22 protein-coding genes are annotated in these 25,607 nt (G+C 68.2%); 5 read left to right on the top strand and 17 right to left on the bottom strand.

What is annotated here, in order from left to right; genetic code table 11:
- Positions 1-38: 38 nt before the first annotated feature.
- The 11 genes from WME90_RS10430 to WME90_RS10380 all read right to left on the bottom strand — a co-directional run bounded on the left by WME90_RS10430 (position 39) and on the right by WME90_RS10380 (position 10,210).
- Positions 39-923: a MurR/RpiR family transcriptional regulator gene (locus WME90_RS10430; protein WP_437280940.1), complete on the bottom strand. Its 885-nt coding sequence runs from the start codon at positions 921-923 to the stop codon at positions 39-41.
- Positions 924-2,423 carry a CoA-acylating methylmalonate-semialdehyde dehydrogenase gene (locus tag WME90_RS10425; protein WP_437280939.1) on the bottom strand — a complete coding sequence of 500 codons (1,500 nt, stop codon included), beginning with the start codon at positions 2,421-2,423 and terminating at the stop codon, positions 924-926.
- A gap of 31 nt (positions 2,424-2,454) precedes the next feature.
- On the bottom strand, positions 2,455-3,243 hold the full coding sequence (locus tag WME90_RS10420; protein ID WP_437280938.1) for an SDR family NAD(P)-dependent oxidoreductase: 789 nt from the start codon (positions 3,241-3,243) through the stop codon (positions 2,455-2,457).
- A 7-nt stretch (positions 3,244-3,250) separates the two neighbouring features.
- Positions 3,251-4,024: an SDR family NAD(P)-dependent oxidoreductase gene (locus WME90_RS10415; protein WP_437280937.1), complete on the bottom strand. Its 774-nt coding sequence runs from the start codon at positions 4,022-4,024 to the stop codon at positions 3,251-3,253.
- 9 nt (positions 4,025-4,033) lie between these two features.
- Positions 4,034-4,651 carry an ATP-binding cassette domain-containing protein gene (locus WME90_RS10410; protein ID WP_437280936.1) on the bottom strand — a complete coding sequence of 206 codons (618 nt, stop codon included), beginning with the start codon at positions 4,649-4,651 and terminating at the stop codon, positions 4,034-4,036.
- Positions 4,648-5,337: an ABC transporter ATP-binding protein gene (locus tag WME90_RS10405; protein WP_437280935.1), complete on the bottom strand. Its 690-nt coding sequence runs from the start codon at positions 5,335-5,337 to the stop codon at positions 4,648-4,650. The genes WME90_RS10410 and WME90_RS10405 overlap by 4 nt, the downstream gene beginning before the upstream one ends.
- Positions 5,330-6,079: an ABC transporter ATP-binding protein gene (locus WME90_RS10400; RefSeq protein WP_437280934.1), complete on the bottom strand. Its 750-nt coding sequence runs from the start codon at positions 6,077-6,079 to the stop codon at positions 5,330-5,332. Before WME90_RS10400 ends, WME90_RS10405 begins: the two co-directional genes overlap by 8 nt.
- Positions 6,066-7,043 carry a branched-chain amino acid ABC transporter permease gene (locus WME90_RS10395; RefSeq protein WP_437280933.1) on the bottom strand — a complete coding sequence of 326 codons (978 nt, stop codon included), beginning with the start codon at positions 7,041-7,043 and terminating at the stop codon, positions 6,066-6,068. The genes WME90_RS10400 and WME90_RS10395 overlap by 14 nt, the downstream gene beginning before the upstream one ends.
- Positions 7,044-7,115: 72 nt before the next feature.
- Entirely contained in the window at positions 7,116-8,021 is a 906-nt protein-coding gene (locus WME90_RS10390) for a branched-chain amino acid ABC transporter permease (RefSeq protein ID WP_437280932.1), read from the bottom strand.
- Positions 8,022-8,024: 3 nt separating this feature from the next.
- Complete coding sequence (locus tag WME90_RS10385; RefSeq protein WP_437280931.1) at positions 8,025-9,314, bottom strand: ABC transporter substrate-binding protein; 1,290 nt, start codon at positions 9,312-9,314, stop codon at positions 8,025-8,027.
- Positions 9,311-10,210, bottom strand: coding sequence for an NAD(P)-dependent oxidoreductase (locus tag WME90_RS10380; protein WP_437280930.1), 900 nt, complete (start codon positions 10,208-10,210; stop codon positions 9,311-9,313). Before WME90_RS10380 ends, WME90_RS10385 begins: the two co-directional genes overlap by 4 nt.
- A 602-nt stretch (positions 10,211-10,812) precedes the next feature.
- On the opposite strand from WME90_RS10380, the gene WME90_RS10375 reads away from it, so the two are divergent.
- A complete protein-coding gene (locus tag WME90_RS10375; protein ID WP_437280929.1) occupies positions 10,813-12,189 on the top strand; it encodes a porin in 1,377 nt (458 codons plus the stop codon).
- Between the two features lie 66 nt (positions 12,190-12,255).
- Here WME90_RS10375 and WME90_RS10370 read toward each other — a convergent pair whose 3' ends face one another.
- From WME90_RS10370 to WME90_RS10360, 3 genes are all read right to left on the bottom strand, one after another.
- Positions 12,256-12,477, bottom strand: a complete 222-nt coding sequence (locus tag WME90_RS10370; protein ID WP_437280928.1) for a hypothetical protein — start codon at positions 12,475-12,477, stop codon at positions 12,256-12,258.
- A 128-nt stretch (positions 12,478-12,605) separates the two neighbouring features.
- Positions 12,606-12,950 (bottom strand): hypothetical protein, encoded by a 345-nt coding sequence (locus WME90_RS10365; RefSeq protein ID WP_437280927.1) that lies wholly within the window; start codon positions 12,948-12,950, stop codon positions 12,606-12,608.
- 99 nt (positions 12,951-13,049) lie between these two features.
- Positions 13,050-14,612, bottom strand: coding sequence for an RtcB family protein (locus WME90_RS10360; RefSeq protein WP_437280926.1), 1,563 nt, complete (start codon positions 14,610-14,612; stop codon positions 13,050-13,052).
- Between the two features lie 490 nt (positions 14,613-15,102).
- Here WME90_RS10360 and WME90_RS10355 point away from each other — a divergent pair, with 490 nt between their 5' ends.
- Positions 15,103-16,407, top strand: coding sequence for a hypothetical protein (locus WME90_RS10355; RefSeq protein ID WP_437280925.1), 1,305 nt, complete (start codon positions 15,103-15,105; stop codon positions 16,405-16,407).
- A gap of 122 nt (positions 16,408-16,529) precedes the next feature.
- Positions 16,530-17,561, top strand: a complete 1,032-nt coding sequence (locus WME90_RS10350) for an AraC family transcriptional regulator (RefSeq protein WP_437280924.1) — start codon at positions 16,530-16,532, stop codon at positions 17,559-17,561.
- 300 nt (positions 17,562-17,861) lie between these two features.
- Here the strand turns inward: WME90_RS10350 and WME90_RS10345 are convergent, their stop codons facing one another.
- Positions 17,862-19,295 carry a DUF2252 domain-containing protein gene (locus WME90_RS10345; RefSeq protein ID WP_437280923.1) on the bottom strand — a complete coding sequence of 478 codons (1,434 nt, stop codon included), beginning with the start codon at positions 19,293-19,295 and terminating at the stop codon, positions 17,862-17,864.
- 97 nt (positions 19,296-19,392) lie between these two features.
- Positions 19,393-20,172 (bottom strand): hypothetical protein, encoded by a 780-nt coding sequence (locus WME90_RS10340; RefSeq protein ID WP_437280922.1) that lies wholly within the window; start codon positions 20,170-20,172, stop codon positions 19,393-19,395.
- A 404-nt stretch (positions 20,173-20,576) separates the two neighbouring features.
- Here WME90_RS10340 and WME90_RS10335 point away from each other — a divergent pair, with 404 nt between their 5' ends.
- Complete coding sequence (locus tag WME90_RS10335; RefSeq protein ID WP_437280921.1) at positions 20,577-21,710, top strand: hypothetical protein; 1,134 nt, start codon at positions 20,577-20,579, stop codon at positions 21,708-21,710.
- Positions 21,711-21,876: 166 nt separating this feature from the next.
- A complete protein-coding gene (locus WME90_RS10330; RefSeq protein ID WP_437280920.1) occupies positions 21,877-22,443 on the top strand; it encodes a hypothetical protein in 567 nt (188 codons plus the stop codon).
- 84 nt (positions 22,444-22,527) lie between these two features.
- Here WME90_RS10330 and WME90_RS10325 read toward each other — a convergent pair whose 3' ends face one another.
- Positions 22,528-25,332, bottom strand: a complete 2,805-nt coding sequence (locus WME90_RS10325; protein ID WP_437280919.1) for a hypothetical protein — start codon at positions 25,330-25,332, stop codon at positions 22,528-22,530.
- Positions 25,333-25,607 lie beyond the last annotated feature (275 nt).

The raw sequence follows: 25,607 nt of genomic DNA, 5'->3' as shown, positions 1-25,607 counted from the left end.
TGCCTGACGCCTGACCACGCCTGAAGCCTTCAGGACGATCATTTCGACTTTTTACCGTTACTGTGGCTGCGCTTGGCCTCCACGGCGCGGCCGACGCCGACGATGAGCGTGACGGCCAGCGTAACGGTGACTGCGAGCGAGCGGAACATGCCGACCGAGGCTTGCTGTACTTCCAGGCTGACGTCGGCGTGCTCGGCGAGCGGGCTGAGCGGGCTGTCGGTCATGGCGATGATCTTGACGCCACGCTGCTTGGCTTCACGCACGACCTGCGCCACGTCCGGCGAATACGCCTTGGAGCTGATGGCGAGGATGACGTCGCGATTCGTGGCGTGCCCGACCTGCTGCATGAACATACCGCCCACGCCGTCCACCAGCACGTTTCGCACGTTCATCTGGCTGAAGGCGTAGGCCAGGTAGCAGGCGATCGGGAAGGAGCGGCGGTGCGCCACCAGGTACACGATCTCCGAGTCCGTGATCAGCTGGTAGGCTCGCTCCAGCAGCGGCCCCATCCGCTTTTGCTGCTGCAGCCGGCGCAGGCCGACGATGTCCGCTTCGATGAACTGGTCGAGCAGCGCGCTGGCGTCGTCCTTGGCTTCTTCGCTCGAGGCGCCATCGGTGCCGTTGAGGGAGCGCAGGCGCTCTTTATAGTCCGGCATGGCGTCGGTCACCCGCGTGCGGAACACGCGCTGCATGTCGCTGTAACCGGAGAAGCCGAACTCCTTGGCGAAGCGGATGAGGCTGCTGGGTTGCACACCGGCGCGCTGCGAGACCTGCGCGATGGTATCGAGCGCGAGCTCACTGGGGTTGTCGAGAGCGTGGCTGGCGATCTGCTGGAGACGGTTGCTCAGGCTGGGAAATTGCTTGATGATCGCTTTTTCCAGCTGATCGTACGTCTCCGGATGCCGAGGTTCGCGCGGTCTCATTCATTTCACCGTCGGCATGGCGAAGCTCGCACCGACGCTGGCGCCTCGGGGCCAGCGCGACGTGACGGTCTTCATGCGCGTGAAGAAGCGGACGCCTTCCGGACCGTGCATGTAGTGATCGCCGAACAGCGAGGCCTTCCAGCCGCCGAAGCTGTGGAACGCCATCGGCACGGGGATGGGCACGTTCACGCCCACCATGCCGATCTGGATGCGCTTGGTGAACTGGTCCGCAGCGTCGCCGCTGCTCGTGAAGATGGCGCCGCCGTTGCCATAGCGGTGGGCGTTCACCAGCTGGATGGCGGCGTCGAGCGTCGGCACGCGGACGACGGCGAGCACCGGGCCGAAGATCTCTTCCTGGTAGATCGTCATGGCCGAGGTGACGTGGTCGAACAGGCAGCCACCCAGGAAAAAGCCGTTTTCAGATCCCGGAATCTTGAGGCCGCGCCCGTCGACCAGCAGCTTGGCGCCTTCCTTGACGCCGAGGTCCACGTAGCCGGAAACCTTCTCGAGGTGTTGCTTGGTGACCAGCGGCCCCATGTCCAACCCCGGCTGGTTGCCGGGCCCGATCTTGAGCGCCTTGACCTTGGGGATGAGCGCCTCGACCAGGCGGTCGCCCGTTTCCGGGCCGACCGCGACGGCCACCGAGATGGCCATGCAGCGCTCACCGGCCGAGCCGTAGGCGGCGCCCATCAGCGCGTCGACCGTGTGGCTCAGGTCGGCGTCGGGCATGACGATCATGTGGTTCTTGGCGCCGCCCAGAGCCTGCACCCGCTTACCGGCTCGCGTCGCGCGCTGGTAGACGTTCTCGGCCACGGGCGTGGAGCCGACCAGGCTGATCGCCGCGACGTCTGGATGCTCGATGAAGGCGTCGACGACTTCCTTGTCGCCGCTCACGACGTTGAACACGCCCGGCGGCAGCCCTGCCTGCGCCCACAGCTCCGCGAGGCGCAGCGACAGCGACGGCACCTTCTCCGACGGCTTCATGACGAAGGTGTTGCCGCAGGCGATGGCGATCGGCGCCATCCACAGCGGGATCATGGCCGGGAAGTTGAACGGCCCGATGCCGGCGCAAACGCCGAGCGGCTGGCGAAAGGACCAGCTGTCGACGCCGCGCGCCACGCCCTCCGAGTACTCACCCTTGAGCAGCTGCGGAATACCGGCGGCGAATTCCACGACCTCCATGCCGCGCGTCACGGAGCCGCGCGCGTCCTCCAGCACCTTGCCGTGCTCGGCGGTGACGAGCCCCGCCAGCTCGTCCATGTGCTGGTCCATCAGGCCCTTGAGCTCGAACATGACGCGCGCGCGCCGCACCGGTGGCGTCGCCGACCAGCTCTCGAACGCCTGCTTGGCGACGGCCACGGCGCTCGACACCTCGGCGGCCGTCGACATCGGCACCTTGCTCGTGACGGCGCCGAGCGCCGGGTTGAAGACGTCACCCCAGCGCTGAGTGGAGCTGTCCGTCATCTTGCCGCCCACGTAGTTCTGCAGTTTCTTGATCATGTCTTCGTTCCCTATCGAGGCTCGGGCCGCGCTACTGGCAGGCCGTCAGGCCTCCGTCGACGTACAGGATTTGCCCGGTCACGAAGTCGCTGCCTGGGCCGCAGAAGAACAGCGTCGGTCCGACGACGTCCTCCGGCTCCGCGGCGCGACCGAGCGGGATGCGCTCGAGCAGCTCGGCTCGTTGCTCGGGGTTCTTGAGGACGTGTTGCGCCATTTCGCTCTGCACGAAGGTCGGCGCCACGCCGTTCACGTTGATGCGATGCGGCGCGAGCTCCACCGCGTGCTGTCTGACGATCATGGCCAGGCCGCCCTTGCTCGACGTGTAGGCCGAATAGCCTTTACCCCGCAGGGCCAGCGAGGCGCGCACGGACAGGATCTGCACCTGGCGTCCGCCTTGCCCTTGCTGCACCTGACGCCGCGCGACGGCCTGCCCCAGGAACATGGCCGCCTTCAGGTTGAGGTCGAGCACGCTGTCGAAGCTCTCCTCGGTCGCCTCGAGCACGCTCTGCTCGCGATGAATGCCGACGGCGTTGACGAGGATGTCGCAGCGCCCGAAGTAGTCGCAGACCGCGTCGACCGAGCGCCCGATGTCCTTCACCGAGCGGGCGTCGAAGGCGACGGCCTTCGCTTCCGCCCCGATAGCGAGCACCGAGTCCGTCACCGCGCGCAGCTTGAGCTCGTCGGTGCCGCCCACCACCACCCTGGCGCCGGCTTGGCCCAGGCCGCGCGCGATCGCCGCGCCGAGCACTCCGGTGCCGCCCGGTACGTACGCGACCTTGTCGGGCAGGGTTCTTGAGATGCTGGGCGCGGTGGTCGTCATGATGGCCTCAATCCAGGTGCAAACCGCCGTTGATGTCGAGCAGCTCACCGGTGATGAAGCCGGCCAGGGGCGAGGACAGGAACACCACGGCGTGCGCGATCTCCTCCGGCTCGCAGAAGCGGCCGACGGGGATCTGCTTCAGCGTCTGCTGCCGCTGCTCCTCCGTGAGCTGCTCGGTGATCATCCTGGTCTTCACGTAGGCCGGCGCGATGGCGTTCACGGTCACGCCGTGCGGCGCCAGCTCTCGCGCCAGCGAGAACGTGAGCCCGCCGAGCGCGCCTTTGGACGCCGTGTAGGCGGTGCCGGCCGTGAGCCCGCCGGTCTTCATGGCCACCGAGCACATGTTGATGATGCGGCCCCACTTGCGCTCGCGCATAGAAGGCACCCACTCGCGGCTCAGGTGGTACGGTCCGTCCAGGTTGACGGCCATGATCTTGCGCCACTCCTCCGGAGTGGTCTCCGCCAGCTTGTGGTTGGAGAGCACGCCCGCGTTGTTGACCAGGATCTCCACCGCCCCGACGCGCTCGCGCACGTCGGCGCATGCGGCCTGGATCTGCGACGGGTCGCTCAGATCGAACAGGAGCGGGTAGGAGCCTTCGCCAAGGGAGGCCGTCACCGCGTCGAGCGCCGAGCGATCTGCGTCCGCCAGCACCACCCGGTGGCCTTCGGCGAGCAAGAAGCGCGCGATCGCCGCGCCCATGGCGCCGCCGGCGCCCGTCACCATCGCGACGCGGCTCGGGTTGTTGGTCTTGTTCTTCGTTTCGATTCTAGGCGGAGTCATTTTCGTTGCTCAGCAATCTGCGAGCGCGCCCAGGTAGTCGCGCACGCCCGTATGTTCCAGCAGCCCGCCGTACGTCGGCAGCTCCGCGACCTGACCACCGGCCACAAACAGGAAGCGCTCGCAGTGGTCACGCATGATGTCGATGTGGAACGGCTCGTAGGGGTGAACGCACAGCATGACCACGCGGCCGCTCGCGCGGAGCTGCTTGAAGAAGCTCAGCATGAAGCCGATGTAACCGTCTTGCGTGCTGAACTGCGGCTCGTCGAAGATGTGCACCAGCGGGTAGTCGGACCCCGCCGGCTGCAGCATGAAATTGGGCTTGGTCTTCTTGATCGAGCGCACCTGATACGACTGGTGATAGTGAATCACCATGCGGTCACGCTCGCGGTACTTCACTGATTGAATGTCGCGCCCGCCGCACAGGATCTGCCCGCTGGTCGGCACGTTGCTGCCCGACAGCATCTCGAACAAGGTCGTCTTGCCGGCGCCGTTCGGCCCCATCACGCCTATGATCTCCGGCCCTTCGATGGTGAACGAAGCGCTGAGGCTGAACGTCTGCTTCCTGGTGAACAGGCCGCGCGAGTACGTCTTCTTCAGGTTCCGCACCTCGAGGATCGGCGCCGTCATGACAGCTCTCCCAGCAGGTGTTCGTCCTGCAGCAACGCCCTGGCCGGCCCGTGGTGCACGACCCGGCCGCTGCGGATGACGTACGCGCGATCGCACACCGCCAGCACGCTGCGCACGTTCTGTTCCACCACCAGCACGCTGATGCCCTCATCACGCAGGCGTGCGATGGTCTTCATGACATCCTGCACCAGCTTGGGCGCGAGGCCTTGCGACGGCTCGTCCAGCAGCACCAGGCCGGGACCGCCCAGCAGCGCGCGGCCGATGGCGACCATCTGCATCTCGCCGCCGGAGAGGTTCTCGCTGTCGCGTTCGAGAAGGTACTCCAGCGCGGGGAACAGGCCGAACACGTCCTTCTCGCTCCAGCTGCGGAACGCCGTTTTCTTCTTGCCCAGCTGAAGGTTTGTCCTCACCTTGAGCGCGGGGAAGATGCGGCGGTCATCCGGCACCCAGCCGATGCCGGCGCAGGCGATGTCGCTCGTGGCCGCGCGCGTGATCTCGCTGCCGCGGAAGCGGATGGCCCCGCGGCGAGCCGGCGTGAGACCGAGGATGGAGCGCAAGACGGTCGTCTTGCCGGCTCCGTTCGGCCCCAGGAGTGCCACGGCCTCGCCCTTGCCGACGCTCAGATCGACGCCGAACAGCGCCTGCGTCTCGCCGTAGAAGGTCTCGATCCCCCGGATCTCAAGCATCGGCCGGCGCTCCCAGCTTCGCTCGGCGCACCCACGGATCCGAGCGCAGCTCGTCCGGCGGGCCCTGCGCGATCACCTGGCCCCAGTGGATCACCGACACGCGATCGGCCAGACGGAACAAGAAGTCCATGTCGTGCTCGATCATGACGATGGTGAAGCGGCGCTTGAGCGTGAGGATCAGCTCCAGCAGCCGGTCGCGCCCTTCGGCGCCCATGCCTTGCGTGGGCTCGTCCAAGAAGAGCACGCGCGGCTCCGCCGCGAGCGCCACGGCGATCTCGAGCGCGCGGCGCTGGCCGTAGGACAGGTTGATCGATCTGCTGTCCAGGTGCTGGCCGAGCCCCACCTGCTCGACGATGCGGATCGCCTTGTCCATGGAGGCGGAGTCGGCGGCGACGCTCTTGAACGGGTTCATGCCGGAGCGGCGCATCTCCGGCACGGCGAACAGCACGTTCTCCAGCACCGTGAACCCGTCGAACAAGCTCATGATCTGGAACGAGCGCGCCACCCCCCTCTGCGCGATCTGCCGCGGCGACAGGCCGGTGATGTCCTGTCCATCCAGCAGCACCTGCCCGCGATCCGGCGGAAAGTGACCGGTGAGCACGTTGAAGCAGGTCGACTTGCCGGCGCCGTTCGGGCCCATGATGCCCGACAGCTGGCCCTCTTCGAACGACAGCGTGATGTCCTCCAGGACCACCCGATCGCCGAAGCGCTTGCTCAGGTGGATGGCCTCAAACAGAGCCATTTTCAGCCTCCGTGGGCAGCGGCTCGGGTCCGGCCGCGCGAGATCGGCCCAGGAGCTTGGCGCGGTGATGTTGAAACGCGCCGGCGATGCCTTCGGGCTGGAACAGCACCACGGCCATGAAGAGCAGGCCGTACCAGAGCAGCCAGGTCTCGGTCGCGGCGCCGAGCAGGTCGCGCGCGACGATGAACACCAGCGCGCCCAGCACCGGCCCCCAGAAGCTCACGGTGCCGCCGCCGATCAGCACCGCCATGACGATGAAGCCGGAGCTGTGCACGCTCATCACGTCCGGATAGGCGCTCTCTTGCGACACGGCCAGGAGCCCGCCGGCCAGCCCAGCGAACACGCCGGACAGCGCTATCACAGCCCACTTCGTGAGCCACACGTTGTAACCGACGAAGCGCGCGCGAGACTCGTTCATGCGGATGGCTTGCAGCGCCTTGCCGAACGGCGAGTGCACCAGGCGCCACAGCGCCACGATCGCGAGCGCCAGGATGGCGAGCACCACGTAGTAGAGCGTGACGTTGTCCTGCAGATCGAGCCCAGCCAGCGCCGGCCGGCGAATGTTGAGCAAGCCGTCTTCCCCGCCCGTGATCGAGTGCGCCTTCATGGCCACGAACCAGAACACCTGCCCGCAGGCGATCGTGAGGAGGGCAAAGTAGATGCCGCGCCGGTGCGCCACGAGCGCCCCGACCAGCGCGGCGCCGACGCCGCCCGCGACCGCGCCGAGCGCCAGGCAAATCAGCGGATTTTGCGACCAGTTCAGGTAACACAGGCCGTAGACGTAAGCGCCGACGCCCAGGAACGCGCCCTGGCCGAACGCGGGCAGGCCCGTGTAGCCCATGAGCAAGTTGTAGCCGAGCGCGTACAGCGTCCAGATCGCGACCTCGATGCCGAGGTACTGATAGAGCCCGACGTGCTCGGCCCAGAGCGGGAAGCTCGCCATCAAGGCCAGCGTGATCAGCATGGGCCTCGTGACCCAGGCTTGGCCGCGAGCCTGACTGTCTCTGGCGGTGATGGGTGTGTAAAGCGACATCGATCAGGCCTCGAGCGCGCTCTTCTTACCCATCAGCCCGCGCGCGCGGACGCTGAGCACCAGGATGAGCAAGAGGTACATGGACATGACCGACCACTCGGCGGCGTATCCACCGGTGATGCCGACCGTGATGCCGACGAGCATCCCGGCGAGCACGGCGCCCCAGAAGCTGCCGACCCCGCCCAGCACGATGATGAGAAACGAAGGAATCACCGCATCGACGCCCACGTGCGGGCGCAGGCCCCAGATCGGCGTCAGGATGATGCCGGCCAGCGCCGCCAGGCCGGCGCCGATGGCGAACACGAACAGCCGCAGCCGACCGATGTTGATCCCGAGCGCGCGCACCATCTCGGCGTCGTGCGCGCCGGCCTTCACGCGGGCTCCGTAGGGCGTCTTCTCCAGGAAGAGCCACACTAGCGCCATCAGCACGATGCCCAGAAATGCGGCGAAGAACCGGTACTTGGAATACATGAGGTCACCGGCCATGAACGCGCCGTTCACGGCCTCCGGCACCGGCAGGTTCTTCTCGCCCGGGCCCCACGCGATGCGAATGCCTTCTTCGAGCACCAGGGAGGCGCCGAAGGTGAGCAGGAGGCCGTACTCGGCCTTCTTGCCGTAGGTGCGGCGGATGCAGCGCTCCAGGCCCATGCCCACGACCCCGAGCACCAGGGGCGCCACGATCAGCGCCAGCGCGTACCTGAGCGCCAGCGGCAGCTCCAGGTACGTGCTGGCCGCCTCACCCATGAACCCGGGATTGATGATCTCCACCGCCAGGTAGGCGCCGAGCGCGAACAGCGAGCCGTGCGCCAGGTTGATCACCTCCATAACGCCGACGATGAGCATGAAGCCGAGCGCCAGCAGCCCGAACAGAATGCCGAGCGAGATGCCGTTGATCAGGTGGGGCAGCACGACTCACGGCTCGTAGACGGGCGTCGACTCGAGCGGCTCCAGCTTGCATTTGGCGTCCGCGTCCCTGTCGACGACCTGGTTGGGGTCGGCGTGGCTGAGAATCTTGAACAGCTCGTCGGGGTTCTGCGACTCGAGGTCGGCGGTGGCCAGGTAGATGGTCTGCTGCAGCTGGTGCGTCGCCTGGTTCATGTAGGCGTCGTGGTGCTGCATGCGGTCTTTGGCCGGAATTTTCAGGCCTTCCAGCTCCTTGATCACCGCGTGGTTCTTGGTGGTCTTGGCGCGCTCGACCGCCTCCAGCAGCGAGCGGGTCGCCCAGTAGCCGTTGTAGAACACGTTGCCCGGCGTCTTGATCTTGGAGTCCGGGTTGGCCTTCGCGTACCTGGCGTTGAACTCCTTGACCCCGGGCAAGTCGAGCCCCTGGTACCAGGTCGTGCCGAACACGCCGAACAGGTCCGTGCGCGGCAAGCCGTAGATGTCCGGCCAGTCTTGCTGGTTGTTGATCCAGGCGTACTTGCCGCCCAGCTTCATCTGCGCGACCTGCGCGCGCAGGGCCTTCAAGTCGTCGCCGCCGACGGCGGCGGCGATGACGTTCGGTGCCTTCTGCTGCACTTTGAGCAGGATGGCGCCGAAGTCACGCGTGCCTTGCGGCACCAGGATCTCGTCGATGATCTCGCCGCCGTTGTCCATGACCACCTTCTTGGTAGCCTTGGCGGTGTCGTGACCCCACACGTAGTCGTTGGTGAGCAAGAGCCACTTCTTGCCGAACTTCTCGATCGCGCCCTTGGTGGAAGCCTGGGTGAAGTTGCTGCCGTTCGCGTCCCACACGAACTTCACGCGGTGGCAGTTCTCGCCGGCTTCCGTGGCGGAGCTGCTGTTGGTGTTGAGGTAGATGACACCGTATTTCTGCGCCACCTGGGAGATGGCGTTGGCCACACCGGAGCTGACGCCGCCGACGAGAAAGGCGACCTTGTCCTGCTTGATCATGCGCTCGGCGACGCGCGACCCCGTGGCGGGCGTCGTTTCGGTATCCATGTGGACCCACTTCACGGGCCGACCGAGCACGCCGCCCCTGGCGTTGGCCTCTTCGATGGCCATGATGATGCCGCGCTTGTCGGAGTCGCCGCTGTTCGCGTACTGGCCGCTGGCGTCCGCCGTAATGCCGATCAGGATCGGCGCCTTACCTGACTCCGCTTGCGAGGACGAAGCTCCCGCGGCGCCGGCCTTCTTGCCGCACGCTGCGGCGAGCGCGCACAGCACGCCCACCCCCACCAGGTTCAGGATGCGAGAGGTCATTTCCTGAGCTCGATGCCGTTTTGCTTGCAGTGGGAGGCGACCATGTGTCCGACCAGCCCGTCCGAGAAGCCGGAGTTGAGCGCGGACACGAGCGAGTTGAGCACCGCCGGCCCCATCGGCGCCGTGAGCGGCACGTCCGCCACCATGCGGTTGTAGTAGCGGAGATCTTTGGCGGCGTTGGCGAGCGTGAAGTTGAGCCCGCTGAAGTCTCCGCTCTCCAGGATCTTCGGCACGATCAGCTGGAAGATGCCGCTGTTGGCGCCGCCGCCGCCCACCACCTTGGCGAACTTGCCGAGGTCGACGCCGGTGGCCGCGCACGCGCACAGCGCCTCCGCGATCAGCGCCGCGTGCCCCATCGTGATGAGGTTGTAGATGAGCTTGGTGCGGGCACCGGCGCCGACGCCGCCCATGTAGAAGACGTTCTCACAGAACGCTTCCAGCACCGGCCGCACCTCACCGAACGTCTGCTCGTCGGCGCCGACCATGGTGTTCAGCTTCCCCGCCTCGGCGTCCTTGGGGCTGCGCGCCAGCGGTGCGTCGGCGTAGGACGCGCCGAGCGCCGCCAGGTCCTTCGCGACGCGCTCGCTCATGGCCGGCTCGCTCGTGGAGCAGTCGAGCAAGGTCATGCCTTTCTTGACGGCGCCCAGGATTCCGTTGTCTCCGTACACGACCTGCTCGATTTGCGGGGCGCCGGTCACGCACAGGATGACGACGTCGGAGGCTTCGGCGATGGCGCGCGGCGTCTTGGCTTCGCTCGCGCCTTGCGCGAGCAGGTCTTCGATCGGCTTGCGATTCCTGTGGGCCATCACGGTGACGGGGAAGCCTTTGGCCAGGAGGTTCTTGGCCATGCCGTGCCCCATCAAACCCACGCCGATGAACCCGATCTTCCTTGCCATGATGGACTCCTACCAGGGCGCCGATCGCAGGATCTTCGCCTCCACGCGCTCTGATTTGCTCTCGCCAGCAGCTCTGGCTCAGGAAACCCCTTCGTAGAATATTTGTTCCATTTTGTCAAATGATAGAATGCGGTTCCAGAGCGGCTCGCAGGCGAGCCTGGAACGCCCGAGCTCGCCCACAGAGCTCGTGACACAGGATGTGCTTTGGGTGGCGCGCAGGGCCCTACAGCCTCAGGACGAGCGCATCAGGACCTCTAACTATCCGACAATACTACTGATCTTTGTTGCAGATCACGCGGGTCAGACTGCAGTGATGCTGCATGTTTGCACGCCTTGATGCGCTCGCCCCGCCTATGGCCGCGACCTGCACCAGCGAATCGTCGAGGCTCACGCCGACGGCGAGGGGAGCCTCCGGGAGCTGGCCGAGCGCATCGCCGTCGCTCCGAGCACCGTGCGGTAGAATTGTTAGAATTTTTATTTCAAATATTTTTTTCTTGGACTATTCGTTCCGATCGCTGCGTGTGTCGCCGGCTTGCTGTCCAGGCCGGCCTTCGAGATCCAGGCAGAGGAGGTCGGCAAACGTGCTTCGTTCAAAGAGAGTCGTGCGAGCCCTCGTGGTCTGCGCGGGCGCCCTGGCCGCGCTGCTGTCCTCGTCGCCGGCGCGAGCCGAGATCTTCCTGCTCAAGAAGGAGAAGGTGGACGACTGGGAGGTCTCGACCAACGGCCGCGTCGACGCCTACCTCAACTGGATCGGTGGTGAGACGATCAACGCGGACAACCTGGGCAACAAGGTCGACCCCGATGACCCTGCCTCGACCGATCGGTACATCTTGGTAGGACCGCAGATCGCCATCCGCGGCAACCCGACGCCCGCTGGCGCCGTCGGCAACACCGTCACCGACACGGATCTGAATACGTTCCGCATCCGTGGCGGCTTCGCCAGCACGATCCTGGCGTTCAACGTCTACAAGCAAGTTTTGCCGGACGTGAAGCTCACCATCAAGCTGGCGTTGTGGGCCGGCATTCAGAACGCCCAGACCAACAACGTGCGCCAGTTCAACGATGCGGCCTCGGTGGACTTCCGCGAGCAGTATGTGGACCTGTCCGGCAGCTGGGGCGCAGCGTGGGGCGGCCGCCGCCTCGGCTTGTTCAATCGCGGCGGCATGAGGATGAACTGGGCTCTGATCCACCAGCACGGCGTGGGTCATCCGTGCAACGTGGACTCGTCAGGGGCGGCCACCTGCGGCTACACCGGCGTGGGCTCGATGTTTCCGTCGCGTCACGCGCAGCTCGGCTACGCCACGCCGGAGCTCGCCGGCGTGCAGCTCTCGTTGGCGGCGCTCGACCCGGCCATGATCGACAGCTCCTGGAATCGCACCGTCGCGCCGCGCTTCGAGGGCGAGCTCACCTTTCGCAAGGTGTTGGACGACAAGCCCGTCGTAAAGGACGAGGTCAACGCGTGGGTCAACGGCTTGACGCAGATGGTCGGCCGCACCACGGCGTCACCGTCCGACCCCGCCACGCAGGATCCCGGCATTCCGGCGGACGCGGTGCGCAACGTGTGGGGCGTCGGCGTCGGCGCTTGGGGTCGCTACGTCGGCTTCGGCATCGGCGCCACGGGTTGGCTCGGCCAGGGCCTCGGCACCGCGTGGGCGCTCGGCAACACGGCCATCGACAGCATCGGCGAGCTGCGCACGCACTACGGCTACCTGGCAGCCGCGAACTACCGCGCGGGTGATTTCGAGGTCGCAGTCTCCTATGGCTCCACCAACGTGACGGAGACGGATTGGGACAAGGCCGCATCGAACCCGGTCAAGATCAGCGTGATCAAGGAGGTGCGCGGCATCGGCGGCAAGATCGCCTACCATATGACCCCTGTGGTGTTCTCGATCGACGGCATGAATCTGAAGCACTCCTGGCATCGCGGTGAGACGCAGGACGCCAACGTCGTCAGCGCCGGCGTGCTCGCAGAGTGGTAGCTGGAAGCATTGCCGCGCCTCCGCACACCAGCGTGCGGGGCCTCATGAGGCGCTCGGCGTAGCGCATCAACCGGAAGCCAGCGCGGGGAGGATCTCGGCGAGGCGATCGAACGTCTCGCGCATGCCGGCCTCCATCCCGACTGCCGACGCCGAGCGCTTCGACCTGGTCGGAGCGTGGCCCATCCGCTGCCGGTGATCGTCATCGCCGAGCTGCTCGGCGTCCCCGTCGCGGACCGCGGCGCCTTCCGGACCTGGGCCGACACGCTGCTGCCAGGGCCCGGGCGCCATCGTGGCTGCCCACGCCGTGGACACCCGGGTTGCCGCGAGACAGGCTTGCGGTCGTCGCGCGCGTGATGAGCGCGCGGATGGCTTCCGCGGAGGCGCGAAATCCGAGGGCGCGGAGCGCCTCGGCGGGGTCATTCTCCGTCGTCATCGTAGCCTCCGAGATCGTGGGGGATGACGTCACGGTGGATGACGTGGGGCCCGAGCTCGATCGGCAGCACAGGGCGCGGGCGCGCGAGGCTCTGTTCGCACAAGATGGCCAGCGCGCCGTAGTCGTGGCTGCCCTTCTTGAGCAGTTGTTCGACCGCGGCCGCGAGCACGCGGGCGCCGTAGAGGTCGAGCAGCTTGGTCGTACGCGCCACCAGCGACCCGACGTTGCGCCCGTCGGCAAGCCAGAGGCGCATGAGCTCCTCGACTTGGGGCACCTCGGCTCGGAGGCGATCACGCCGCTTGCCGTCGCGCGCCCCCGCCTTGCTCACGAGCAGAATCGTCCGCGCGATCCGCCTGGTGGGTGGAACCAGGAGCCCGTGCAGCTCAGGCACCCGCTCGCGGGAGGAGCGCTCGTCCGGGTCGTGCTCCTATCCCTTGACCGTGACGAGCGGCCACAGTCGCGCCACGCGCCGCGCGATCCCTGCCTCCTCGACCGAGCGTACGACCGGCGTGATGGGTTTGTAGGCATAGGGCGCCTCCTCCTTCATCCGCTGGTGGTACTTCGCGAGGATGTCGCGCCGCCGCCGCACGTGGGGCGCGTCGGGGTCGAGCGGCGTCACGACATGCAGCTTCTCGACCGCGCGCCGGTAGAGGTCCTCGTCCGCGTGCGCGGAGCGGCCGCGCGTGAGGCTGCGGCCCGCGCCGTGGCACGCGCTCGCGAGCAGCGCCGCGTGCCCTGCGCCCGCGAGCACCCAGCTCGAGTCGCCCATCGAGCCGGGGATGATCACCGGGTCACCGGTGTACGAGAACGCTCCGCCCTCGCCATCCGGTCCCCCGGCCGGCGTCGCGCCCTTGCGGTGCAGGTAGCGCGGCTCGGCCCCGTCGGGCTCCCAGATGAGGTTGTGCGGCGCATCGTACACGAGCGTGCTCGCGACCTCGCGGCCAAGGACCTCCCGCATCGCGCGCACCACCATGAGGCCCAGGAAGAGGCGGTTCGCGAACGCGAAATTCGCCGCGTTCCGCATCGCATCGAGGTACACGGAGGCCTCGTGGGCGTGGGGGCCCACCGCCGGCAGCACATAGAAGCCGTGCGCCGGATGGGGCACCCCCGCGGGGTACAGCGCGCGGGCGCGCTCGTTGAAATAGCCACCGACCGCGTGTCCGAGCCCGACGGAGCCCGCATGCGCCATGATGGTGACAGCGTTCTTCGTCAGCCCGAACGAGCGCGCCGTCGCGCCGTCGACGAGCTCGTCGACGGCCTGGATCTCCACGAAATGGTTGCCGCCGCCGACCGTGCCGATCTGGATGTCGCGCCCGTCCATTCGACCCGAGGCCTGGATGTACGCGTCGAACGCGAACGTCCCACGCGCGTGCAGCCCGCCGTGGAAGTGTACGCGCTCGAGATCATCGCGCTCCGCGCGAGGATCGTAGTGGGCCCACAGGCCGGTGCGGGCGTTGTCCGCGGCCGTCTCCTGCAGTCCCGACAGGCCGTCACGGAGCATGGCCGCGCGTTGGCGCGGCGACATGGGGATATCGCGCTGCCCCTGGAAGAAGATCGCGCGGAGCCGCTGCTTCAAGGCGCCGATGTGCGGCGCCAGCTCGTCCCGGTCCACGTCCGTCGCGAGCAGGCGCATGCCGCAACAGACATCGTTGCCGACGGCCTGCGGCACCACGAACCCGCGCGCATCCACGACGGTGCCCACGGGGATGCCCGCGCCCTTGTGAAAGTCGGGCGTGAGCACGATGGACCGAATCTCGCCGGCCGTACCGCCCCAGAACGGGGCAATCCTGCCGGCCTTCTCCCACGCGTGAAGATCGCGGAGCGTGCCTTCAAGCGAGGCGAACTGGAGGAGCTCCTCGATGCCGTCGGCCTCGACGACGACATCCTCCCGCGCCACGAGGGTGATCGGGATCCCGAAACGATTGTCGATGCGGGCCGTCGCGCCATCCAGGCGACGCACCACCGCATCAAGGTGCAATTTGCCAACCATGCTGCTGTCCAATCCACGAAGACGCACGCGGCCGACGCGATCACGCGAAGGGGCCGCGGCTCACTCTCCCCCGATGTGGACCCGGTGTGCGCACGAGGGAGGCGCACACCGCAGCAGCGGGGCTCAAGATAGCCGCAGAACGCCGATCGTCAAGCGGCTCGCGCTGGCTCGGCCTGGAAGCGGGACACGCAGGGGGCGCGATCTCAGGAACGACATGTGGGGCAAATCACACATTCCTTGCGTTCCACGCTCGTCGCTGTGTCGCAACGATGTGTGTGGGTCGACGTGTCGCCGCGGAGCGAACCGCGAGGCGATCGGCTGGCCGATTCGACCAACTCCCTGGCCGGCGCGACCAAGCGGCCCCTGAGCCCGATCGCTACCTCTGCGTCATGTCCAGCCGCAGAGGCGCGCGTCGCGCCTCGCCGGACGCGTGGAGGCCCAAGCCATGATCGGTCGAATGGAACTCTCGCCAAATTCAAGGAAGGGCTCAATGGCCCTCGCGCTCGCAACCACCCTCGCGATCGCCGGGTGCTGCCCTATGTCGGATGGTGATGGTGCCGGCGGCGGCTCGACGAGCGCAGGGCACGGCGGCTCGTCGGCCTCCGGCGACGGCGGCTCGTCGAGCTCCGGCAATGGCGGCTCGTCGAGCTCCGGCAATGGCGGCTCGACAGGCTCTGGCGAGGGCGGCTCCTCGAGCTCCGGCGAGGGCGGCTCGGACCGTTGCGGCCCTGTCGCGACGCACAACGGGATCATCTCAATCCAGGATGTATCGATTCAAGGCGCGCCCCAGGCGGGTCACGGCCTCACGGTGCAGATCCTGTTCACCTCGTCCAGGCCGCCTGCCTACGAGGAGATGCCCGGGCAAGTCGAAGGGTGCAAGGCGTGGGTCTACGACACGGAGGACAGCCCGCCGCCGGTCCTCACGGATCAAGGCGTGATCACGATTGACGGCCTCGACGGCGGGCCCATCGCGTGCCGCTTCGCTGGCGCGGGTTATGTGTGCCCGACGTCGACAGGGGCCGGACAGGCGAGCGTCGCTCCGGGGCAGCCGGGGACCGCTGTCTATACGATCGAAGGCGCGACGTTCTCCGCGGCCGACATCGGCCGTTACCTGCGCGTCACCGGCGCGGCGAACGCGAAGAACCAGGGCGCGTTCCCCATCGTCGCCGTGGAGTCGAGCACGACGGCGGTCGTTGTCAACCAGGGCGCGACGGAGGAAGCCTTCGCCGCGGAGTACACCGTCCTCGCCGGGGCAGGGCCCGTTCCGAACAACCCCATCGACCCGATCGAGCGCGGCGACGAGGTCGTCGTGGGCGTCTCGCCCGGCGGCGAGATGGCCTTCGACTTCCCCGACAGCGCGCCGATCGTGGCCGGCGAAGCGTTCACCCCCGACACCGCGTCGGCGGCCGCCCTCGTCGCGCTGCCGCTCGACGGCAGCTCATTGACGCTCGGCTGCGGCGGCCCAGGCGGCAACTGCGGGTCAGCGCAGGCCACGATCGTGCGCCTCACCAGCACCGATGGCGACGTCGAGGGCGCGTCGCCGTTCGCGATGCCCCCGCCCGCGCGCAAGCAGGTCGAGATCCAGTGCGTCGCGGTGGGTGGCGATGGCACGCTGACCGTACCGGCAGAGGCGATGAAGCTGCTCCACGAGGCACACCTGGTCTCTCCGATCTCGCGCATCCGGACGGCGCTGATGCGCGAAGGATGGGCGCGCACCACGAACGCTGCCTCGCTGCCTCCGAACAGCGCGACCCTCCTCGTCGGCCACGGGCAGCTCGGGTTCACAAGCCCCTGACGCCCGCCGTCGCGGCGCCCTGATCGGGGTGTCAGATCGCGCTCGCCCCCACGATCTCGCGGCGCGGCGAACACCGGCGTGCGACAGCCGGTGCGGATCGTGCATGATATGATCAAGCGCGCATGCACCGCCCGCTGCCCACCGTCATGACGTCCGTGGCCAGGCTGGTCGTCGACCTCGGGCTCCGCGACGGCGTGCGGCTGGGCGCGATGGAGCGCGCCGCGCGCCTGCCGTCGCTCGCCTCCGATCCCGAGCGGCGCATCGAGATCGACCGGCTGCTCGATCTCTGGACCTATCTGGGCCAAACGCTGGACGACCCGTCGCTGCCGATCCGCGTCGCGCAGCGGGCGACGCTGGAGGACCTGCACGTCCTCGGCTTCGCGATGATGACCGCGCCCTCCGTCGGCCACGCGCTCGACACCGCGGCGCGCTACAGCGCGCTCCTGACCGACTCGGGCCGATGGGAGACGATCGAGACCGCGAAGCGCGTCCAGCTGCGGTGGCATCGCTTGCGGCCGCTCACGCTCGGACACCGCCTCTCCAACGAGACCGCGCTGGCGCAGAGCCTCGGCTGCTTGCGGCAGATGGCGGGCGACGACCTCACGCCGCTGGAGGTGAGCTTCCGCCATGCGGCGCCGCCGCGCCGGACTGCGCACCTGGAGTTCTTCCGTTGCCCCGTGCGGTTCGACGCGCCCTGGGACGGCCTGGTCTTCCGCCGCGAGCTCCTCGACATGGCGCCTGCGGGCGCGAACCAGAGGTTATGGGAGTACCTCTGCCGGAGCGCGAGCGCCCTCTGCGAGCAGCTCGCGCCGCCGTCGATCGTGGACGGCGTGCGGCACCAGCTCGCCCGCGCGCTCTCGAGCGCGGACGGCGAGATCCCGGCGCTGGGCGATGTGGCTCGCTCCCTCGGCACGACGGAGCGGACGCTGCGCCGGCGCCTGCAGGTCGAGCGGACGAGCTTCCGGAAGCTCGTCGAGGAGGTGCGCCGCGACCACGCCGCCGACCTCTTGGCGAGGAGCAGCGTGACCGAGACGGCGCTCCGGCTCGGCTTCTCGGACACGACCGCGTTCAGCCACGCGTTCCGGCGCTGGTTCGGCTGCCCTCCGCGCGAGCTCCGGATCCGGAGGGCGGCGGCGGGCAATCAAGGGACGTGATCGGGGGTCGGGCGGCGCGGTGTGACGACTCGAGATGGAGGCAAAGGAGCGCTATGAGCATTCTGGATTCCCCCGTCCCGCTGGGCTGATATACGGCGGGCTCGCGCGAAAGCTTCTGGGGAGGAGGGAACACCTACACGCTGATCCCCCACGCGCTGACCAAGCGAAGGCCGCTGACGAGCGCGCAGAGAGCATATCTCGGCGCGGCTCAACGTGCCCGGCGGCAATTCATGACATGACGCGGTTCCATGGGTCCACGGTTCTACGTCGCGCTTCTCGCTGGATGCACGACCTCTCGGCTCATTCGCCCCCGGCCTGGATGCGCCCGCTCTTCACCGCGGCCGCCAGCGCCTGGTGGTCGCGCTCCGTCTGATCGGCGTAGGCGATCGCGAACGCCGCGATCGCCTTGTCGAAGGTGTCCGCCTTCCCGAGGTAGGACGCGATCGCGATCCGATCGCCCGAGCGCGCGTGCGCGCGCGCGAGGGTCCAACCGCAGAGGCTGCCGTACATCGTCAACACGACCTGATCCAGCGCGGCGATGTCCACCGAGAACTTCCAGTCGCGCAGCTGGCGCACGTAGAAGTCGCGATCGATCCCGTCGACGCCCTTCACGCGCGTCCAGCCGAGGAAGATGTCGCTCGCGGCCTGCATCAGCCGCTGGCCCGCGACCACGCGCTCGCCGCCGTTGTGGTGCTCGCTCTTGCCGAGGAACGGCTCGAGGACCGACGCCTGCGCCTCCTTCGCTTGCAGGAAGAGCGGGTCCTTGTCGTCGCGGCCGAGGAGCAGGAGGATCCAGGCGCGCAGACCGACGCTCCCGACCCCGACGACCTTGTGGGCCATGTCCGCGAAGTTGTACCCCTCCAGCGCGTGCCGCCGATCGGCCTGGAGGGTGCGGCGGTAGCCGCGCAGCATCTCGCGCACCTGCTGCTCGAGCTGCTCGCGGGCCACGCCCTTCACGAACTCATCCATCGGGACGATCAGGGGAGGATCGCTGATGATCCGCGGCCGTCCCCCGACCTCGCGGGTCAGCTTCCCGTAGGCGTGAATGCTGTCCTTCGTCCGGGCCTTCGCGACGTTGCGCTCGGTGACGTTCAGACGATTGCGGCCCACCTGCGAGCGGAACCGGTCAACGATCTGCTGCACGTCGAGGCTGGCATACCAGACATCGAGGTTGCTGCGGGTCGCGAAGCTCCGCATCGCCTCGCGGTACTCGCGGACGGTCGCCTGGACGATGTCGGAGCGCGCCGACTTCGAGAAGCCGTTGTCGCGCCCGGCCAGCTCCATGCTGGCGGCCAGCCGCTTGATGTCCCAGTCCCACGGCCCCGGGAGCGTCTCGTCGAAGTCGTTGATGTCGAACACCATGCGCCGCTCGGGGGATCCGAACACGCCGAAGTTCGACAGGTGTGCGTCGCCGCAGAGCTGCACCCTCAGGCCCGATCGCGTGGTGGCGGCCAGATCGGCGGCCATCACGCAGGCGGCGCCGCGATAGAAGGTGAACGGGGAGACCAGCATCCTGCCGTAGCGGATCGGCACGAGGTCGGGCAGGCGGGTCTTCGCTTGCGCCTCCAGCAGCGCTATCGGATCGGGCCGCTGGGGCAGCGCCTCCCAGGTCCCGTGCGCGGCGCGCGGGATCTCCGCGCGCTCCGCCTTGCCGCGAGCCGAGCGCTCCTCCGCGGAGAGGTGGGGCATCTCCCACTCCCCCGCGAACGTTGATGCTCTGTCTACCGTGGCCATCTCTGCCCTCCGCCCCTCCCTCGGCGCTCATCGTCCCACGGCCGGACAGGACGCGCCGTTCGGATCCTCGCCAGTCCGCCGGACGGACGAGCGATGGTCAGTCGCCCATCCTGTGCCGCAGATCGATCAGCGCCTGCTGGCTCACCTGAAGAGCCCCCTCCTGCGGCCGGTCGAGGTCGGCGGTCAACATCAGCACGACGGCGAGGCTCATGACAAGCGTCGCGACCGTGGGGGACCGGCGCGTCGCGATCAAACCGGCGTGATAACCGACGGCCGCGAGGTTCAGGATCGCGACAACGAAGAGCGCCGCCCACAGGACCCCTGGAATACCGCTCCGCACGGACACCCTGACGCGCGTCGAGTGGAGCTCGATCGTGCGGTTCAGCGACTCGATGAAGAGCGCAATGACGGGCGAGCCGGGTTGGTCTCGTCCGGCGGCCTCGGCCTCTTTCCACAGCTCCCGGTGCAGCTCGTCCGAGCGCCGCAACGCCTGATCTACGTTGCCGAGCCTCACCGCGTCCAGGCGCAGATCCACGTATTGACGCAGCAGCTCGCGGACCTTCGCGCCGCGGTCGCCGGGCAGCAGGCCGGCGCGCAGGTAGGTCGTCTCCACGGCGTTGGCCTCGTCGACGACGACGTGTTTCCTGGCCTCGAAGCGGGTCGCCGCGAAGCCGAACGTGAACGCCAGGACGAGCGCCAGCAAGCCCATCGTGGTCGTGACCAGGGCGAGCACGTGGGCCCCGAACTCCTGCTCGGAGCGGCGCCGCCGGTACGCTCCCAGCCGGTAGCCGCCCTCGACGGCGAGCACCAAGACCACGATCGTGATCCCCAGCAGCAACCAGAGCGGAATTCGATCGAACGTTCCGGCCACGGGCATCGGCGCACCTCGCTTCAATCACTGCTCTTCCCCATCACCAAGACGGAGCATGTTGTCGCGGCGCCGGCGTGGACGGTCGCGTTCAGTCCGGCAGCCCGGCTGGCGCTGGCTTCATGGTCGCGACTCCAGGCGGAAGGTCAACCAAGCCATCCTCGATCTGTCAAGCGCTTTCAGCGCGAAACCGGTCCTGCAAGATCCGGAGTTTCTCCGATGGTGGTAGGGGCGGCCCGACCTTCGGCTGCGACCCGACGGATCAGGGCTCCTGATCGTGGCGGAGCTCCGCGAGCGCCTCGAGCAGCCCCCCGCTTCGCCCTCGGGCGAACCTACACCGCCCGCCACGAGGTCATCCGCTTTTCTGAATCGGGCGCTCGCGCAGACAGCGGAGCAGCGGATAGCGTGGAAGGATGAAAAACCATCTGCAATTCCCTCTCGTGATCGCGCTGATCCTCGCCGCCTGCGACTCCACGCAAAGCGCCGGCGGCGACGGCGGCTCAGGGGCGGACACGCCCTCGCCGCAGCCGGCCGGCGGCGGCGGATCGAGCCATGACGGCGGTGGCGGCGACGACACGCCGGCGCCGCCGACCGGCACGCTGAGCGAGCGCTACCCGGACGACGTGGGGATCGCCGGTGACCCGGCCGTGCTCTTCCACGACGACTTCGAGCAAGGCTGGGGGCGCTGGGACGGGCCCACCGCCGACACACGTTATCTTCATATCGAGGCCGACGCGACCACGGCCCATGGCGGACAGGGCTATCTCCGCTCGACGGTGACGACCGCCGATCTGGCGGAGGAGACGTACATCTCGTCGTCCACGTGGGTAACCCACGCGCGCGTCGACGAGATCTACTGGCGCTTCCACGTGCGCTTCCCCGAGCTCGCCCCGAACCCGCACCACTGGGTGCGCATGGCGGCGGGCACCGAGAGCTGGGACAGCAGCGGCCTCGCGAACACGGTGCCGCCCGGAGACGAGGGGTTCTGGTTCGATTTCGACACGAACACCGACGACGTGTTCAACTTCTATGTCTACTGGTACAAGATGCGCTCCGGCCGCTGTAACGATGGAACCGCCACGCCTGGCTGCGCGGGTGATCAAGGCACGACGTACCACTATGGAAACGGCTTCCAGCCGCCGGGGCAAGCGCCGTTCGCGCGCGACCGCTGGTTCTGCGTCGAGATGCACGCGCGCGCGAACACGGTCGGCCAGAGCGACGGCGCGCTCGCGTTCTGGATCGACGGCGTGGCGATCGGCGACTACCGCCCCGGCTACCCCGACGGCACCTGGCTCCGCGACCAGTTCCACACGGGAGGGTGCGATTTCAGCGCGTGCACGCCGCCCGAGCCGTTCGGCGGCTTCGACTTCCGCTCGAGCGATGACGTTCGCTTCAAGAGCTTCATGCTCGACGCCTACTACGAGCGCGACTCCGACGCTCGACGACGGGCGGAGATGGAGGAGCGCGGCATGACCGTCTCGGACGCGCACACGATCCTCTACGACGATGTGATCGTCGCGAAAGAGCGCATCGGCTGCCGCCGCTGAGGCGCGCATGCGCTCCCGCGCGCAGGCTCACGGCGGAGTCACAGATCTCCCTGACAGGCGCAGAGCGGCGCGTCGCTCGTCACAAGGCGGACGGAGCCCGCGCCTCCGGCGACGCGCCGGCCCAGGACCGGCCGCACCCTGCCCACTCCATGGTACGCTGCCGCGCATGGGTACCGCGAACGCCCCTGCCTCCCGACGGCGCTCGACCCTGCGCTGCGCCGCATGCGCGGCCCTCCTGCTGGCCGCGTGCGGCCCCGCGCCGATGCTGACGGAGCCGCGCGCGCCAGAGCCGCCGCCCTCCGCCGAGACGGTCTACATCGTCCTCCAAGATCCGCCCCCGGCAGCGGCGGCGACGGCGACCGACGGCTGGGTGCCGGACGAGGTCGCCGGCGACAACCCGTTCGAGCGGACGCGGACCTGGATCGGCGATTACGACTGCCCGCAGGGCACGACCGAGATGACGTTCCGGATCCTCCAGGTCGAGGGCGACAGGATCAAGGCCGTGTTCGACTTTCATCATGCCGAGTCCGGCGCCTCTGGAAAATACCTTATGAGCGGCCGCTACGACGCCGAGACGCGCACCGCGTCGTTCACGCCCGGCGCCTGGCTCGAGCGACCTCCCAACTACGTCACGGTGGGCATGAAGGGCGACCTCGCGTTTGACGGCTCGCTCTTCGCCGGGCGCATCGACTACCCCGACTGCGGCGCGTTCCGGCTCCGGCCGGCGGGGTAGCGCGGCTCGTCGCCGGGTCGCGCCGAGCGGCGAGCTGCGCTCCGTCATGGGGGTCGTCGCGCGAGCGAGGGGCGCGCGCGCCGCTCAGGGCGTGCTCGACGGATCTGCCGGGTCGCTTCCCTCGTCTTCTTCATCGCCGTCGCGGAAGCCATCGCCGTCGCGATCCAGCCCGATCCGCTCCCCCGAGCCGGGCGGCGCGCACGTATACGTCAGCTCGCCCCACTTGCGCGAGGCCCGGTGCCGCAGCGCCGCGTCGCCTATCGTCCCGTCGCAGAGCCGGTTGCGGACGAACAGGCCCGCGCCAACGTAGAGGAACCCCGCCGCCCCATCGTCGCTCGATCCCTTGACAACGAGATCGCACTCCCCGGCTTCAGCCCGCGCGCGCATGAGATCGATCCGCGGCCCCGCCACGGCCGCGTTATTGCGCGTGAGCGTCACCTGCTGCCCCACGATCGGCGCAAGGTTGCTGTCGAACGCGAGCAGGAACTGCTCCACCTCGCGCCGCATCACGTCGCCCTCCGGCCCCGGCGGGAACCCGCCCGGCGTGAGCGGCGACTGGTTGAACCCCATGTCCGGGGTCGCCGAGCTCACGAAGCGGAAGAGCGTCGGGACGCCCCCTTCGTTGTTGAAGCCGAAGCCGCGGACCTGGTCGCCCATGAACGCGTCGCTGCCCGGGAAGAGATCGTTGTTCGCCATCCCGAACATGCCGACCTTCTGGTACAGATTGCGGAAGTGCGGCGACTTGAAGGCCTCGGTCTCCAGGTCGAACGTGTACCGCCCATCCCCGCCGAAGAAGCCCGGCGCGGCGACGCCGAACTCCTCGTTCGCATGGCGGTCGAGCACATGGCACGAGACGCAGGTGCCCTCCTCGCTGAAGTCGGACACGTTGTTGAAGAAGAAGCTGCGCCCGGCCTGCTGCGCCGGGGTGAGCGAGTTGTCCAGCGCCCGGTTCGGGTTGGGCGGATAGGTGACCTGCAGGATGAAGTCCGCGAACGCCCGCATGTCGGCCTCGGGGATGAACTCGCCCCTCCCCACGAGATCCGTGAACCCGGCCTGGAACTCCATGAACGCCGCCACCTCGTCGAACGTCCCGCTGTCCGGGTGCGCGCTCGCCTCATCGTAGCCCCCGGAGCGATCGCCTCGCCAGTGCATGGGCCCGTGGTTCGCCATCCCACGGAGGCTCTGCGTCGTCATCGGCCCCTTCATCGGGTGGTGCGTGTCGGGTATCCCGAAATCCAGCGGGTGGGACTCGAACGGCCCCGGGATGTCCGTGACCACCCCGTCCGGGTTCCCGAGATCCCAGGCCAGGCTATCGAAATCGCCATAGACATGGCAGCTCGCACACGACGAGTCCCCGTGGCTCGACGCGAACGACGCATCATAGAGGAACCGGCGGCCGGCGACGACGCTCGGCGGCTCAGGGTTGTGCATCGGCACGTGCGCGATCTCGGCCTTGGTCGTCGTGCTGAGGATCGAGATCGCGTTGTCGAACCGCGTGATCGTGTAGAGGCGGCGCCTCGCCTCGTCGAGCAGCAGCCCCGTCGGGCCGCCGCCGGGCACCGGGATCTGCTTGGAGGTGCTCGGCGTGAAGGTGTTGTTCTCCAGCGCGGCGGTGCTGAACACCCCGATCTTGGACGACCCGATCGTCGCCACGTACAGCGTCTTGCCGTCGCTCGTGATCGCCATCTGCTGCGGGAGGGCAAGGCTCTTCTGGTTCTCGGCGTTCGGGACCGGGGCGCAGCACGCGTCGTAATCGATGTGCTTGTTGAGGTGCCTCGGCGTGACGCTGCCCGCCGGGCCGAGGACGGTGATCCTGCTCTCGTGCAGGTGGCCTCGTATCGTGTGACCGGCGAACGTCCCGGGCCCCTCGAACCGCTTCTCGTTCCCTGCCTCGGTGTTCGACACGTACACCTTCCCGCTGACCGGGTTGACGACCATGTTGTAGAGGATGGTGCCGACGCCGGCGTAGAACCCCGCGGCGCCGGGCAGCTGCGCCGGCGGGCTCGCGTTCGCGTCGATGACGAATACGTCCTTGTCCGGCAGGGAGAGCCGGATGGAGCTGTCCCAGACGCGGTTCAGCTCGTCGACCCAGTGGGCGCCGTTGAACTTGACGATGAGCCCCGTCTCCGGGTGCGGGATCCCCTCGGCGTTTGTGGCCGGCCCGGGCACGCCCCCCTCCGCCTGTCCGCCGTTCGGTATCAGGCCCTCGTGGAGCGAGGTGGTGCGGTTGCCGGAGTGGAAGGCCGCCGCATACACCTTGCTGCCGTCCGGCGTCACCGCCAGCGCCCGGGGGGTATCGCTGAACAGCGTGACGATGGTGAGCGGCGTGCCGGCGAGCGTGGCGCCGAGGTGATCGGCGTCGAAGACCCAGACGTCCGCCCGGCCCACGGAAGGGGTGGTGAGCTGGGGGTCGAAGGGGATGTTCTGGCCGCGGTGGGCCGTCGTGATGAACGCGCGGCCCTTTCCGTGACCTGCAAAGACGATATCGCGCGGCTCGTCGCCGACGAGCAGCGTCCGCACGACCCGGCCCGAGTGCGCGCCCTGGGAGAGCTCCACGACGCTCACGCTGTCGGACAGGTGGTTGACGACCCAGACCTCGGTGTCGCTCCGCGCCGCGACGGCCACCGGCTCGAGCCCGACGGGGATGGAGGCGCGGTGCTCGATACCATGGTCCTTGACCCGATACACCTCGAGGTGGTTGTCGGGCGTGTTCACGGCGAATAGCAGCTTTCCGTCAGGCGAGAGCGCGAGCGGACGCACATGGCCGCTCTCGAAGAGGGTGAAAGACGACGCCGCCTCGGCGGATCGGCCGGCCGCGAGGCTCGCGAGCAGCGCCGACGCCGCGACAAGACGGGAGAGCACATCACGTACGACAAAGTACGGGGCCATGAGTCACCTCCGGTAAGTGGGGGTCTCCTGCAATGATTTCGAATGATGGGCGGACGATAAGGCGTGAAGGTGAAAAGGTAGTCGCCGCCGGCTCGCATTGCAATATCGCAATGCGATTGCTTCAGCAATCGATGCCTTCGGTACACCTGCGCCGAGCTACCTACCGCGGAGTCACGGCGGTGCGCGGCGGTCCTCCCGGCCGGGCGGCGCCAGCGACCCGCGAGATGGCCCCGGGATCGTGGGGCTCCGGTCGCAGAGCGTCGCGGGGCCGAGGC

The organism is Sorangium sp. So ce375 (assembly GCF_051473855.1).
Classification (GTDB): Bacteria; Myxococcota_A; Polyangia; order Polyangiales; family Polyangiaceae; genus Sorangium.
Note: the sequence above shows the minus strand (reverse complement) of the source record. Positions and strands in the feature narration are given on the sequence as shown.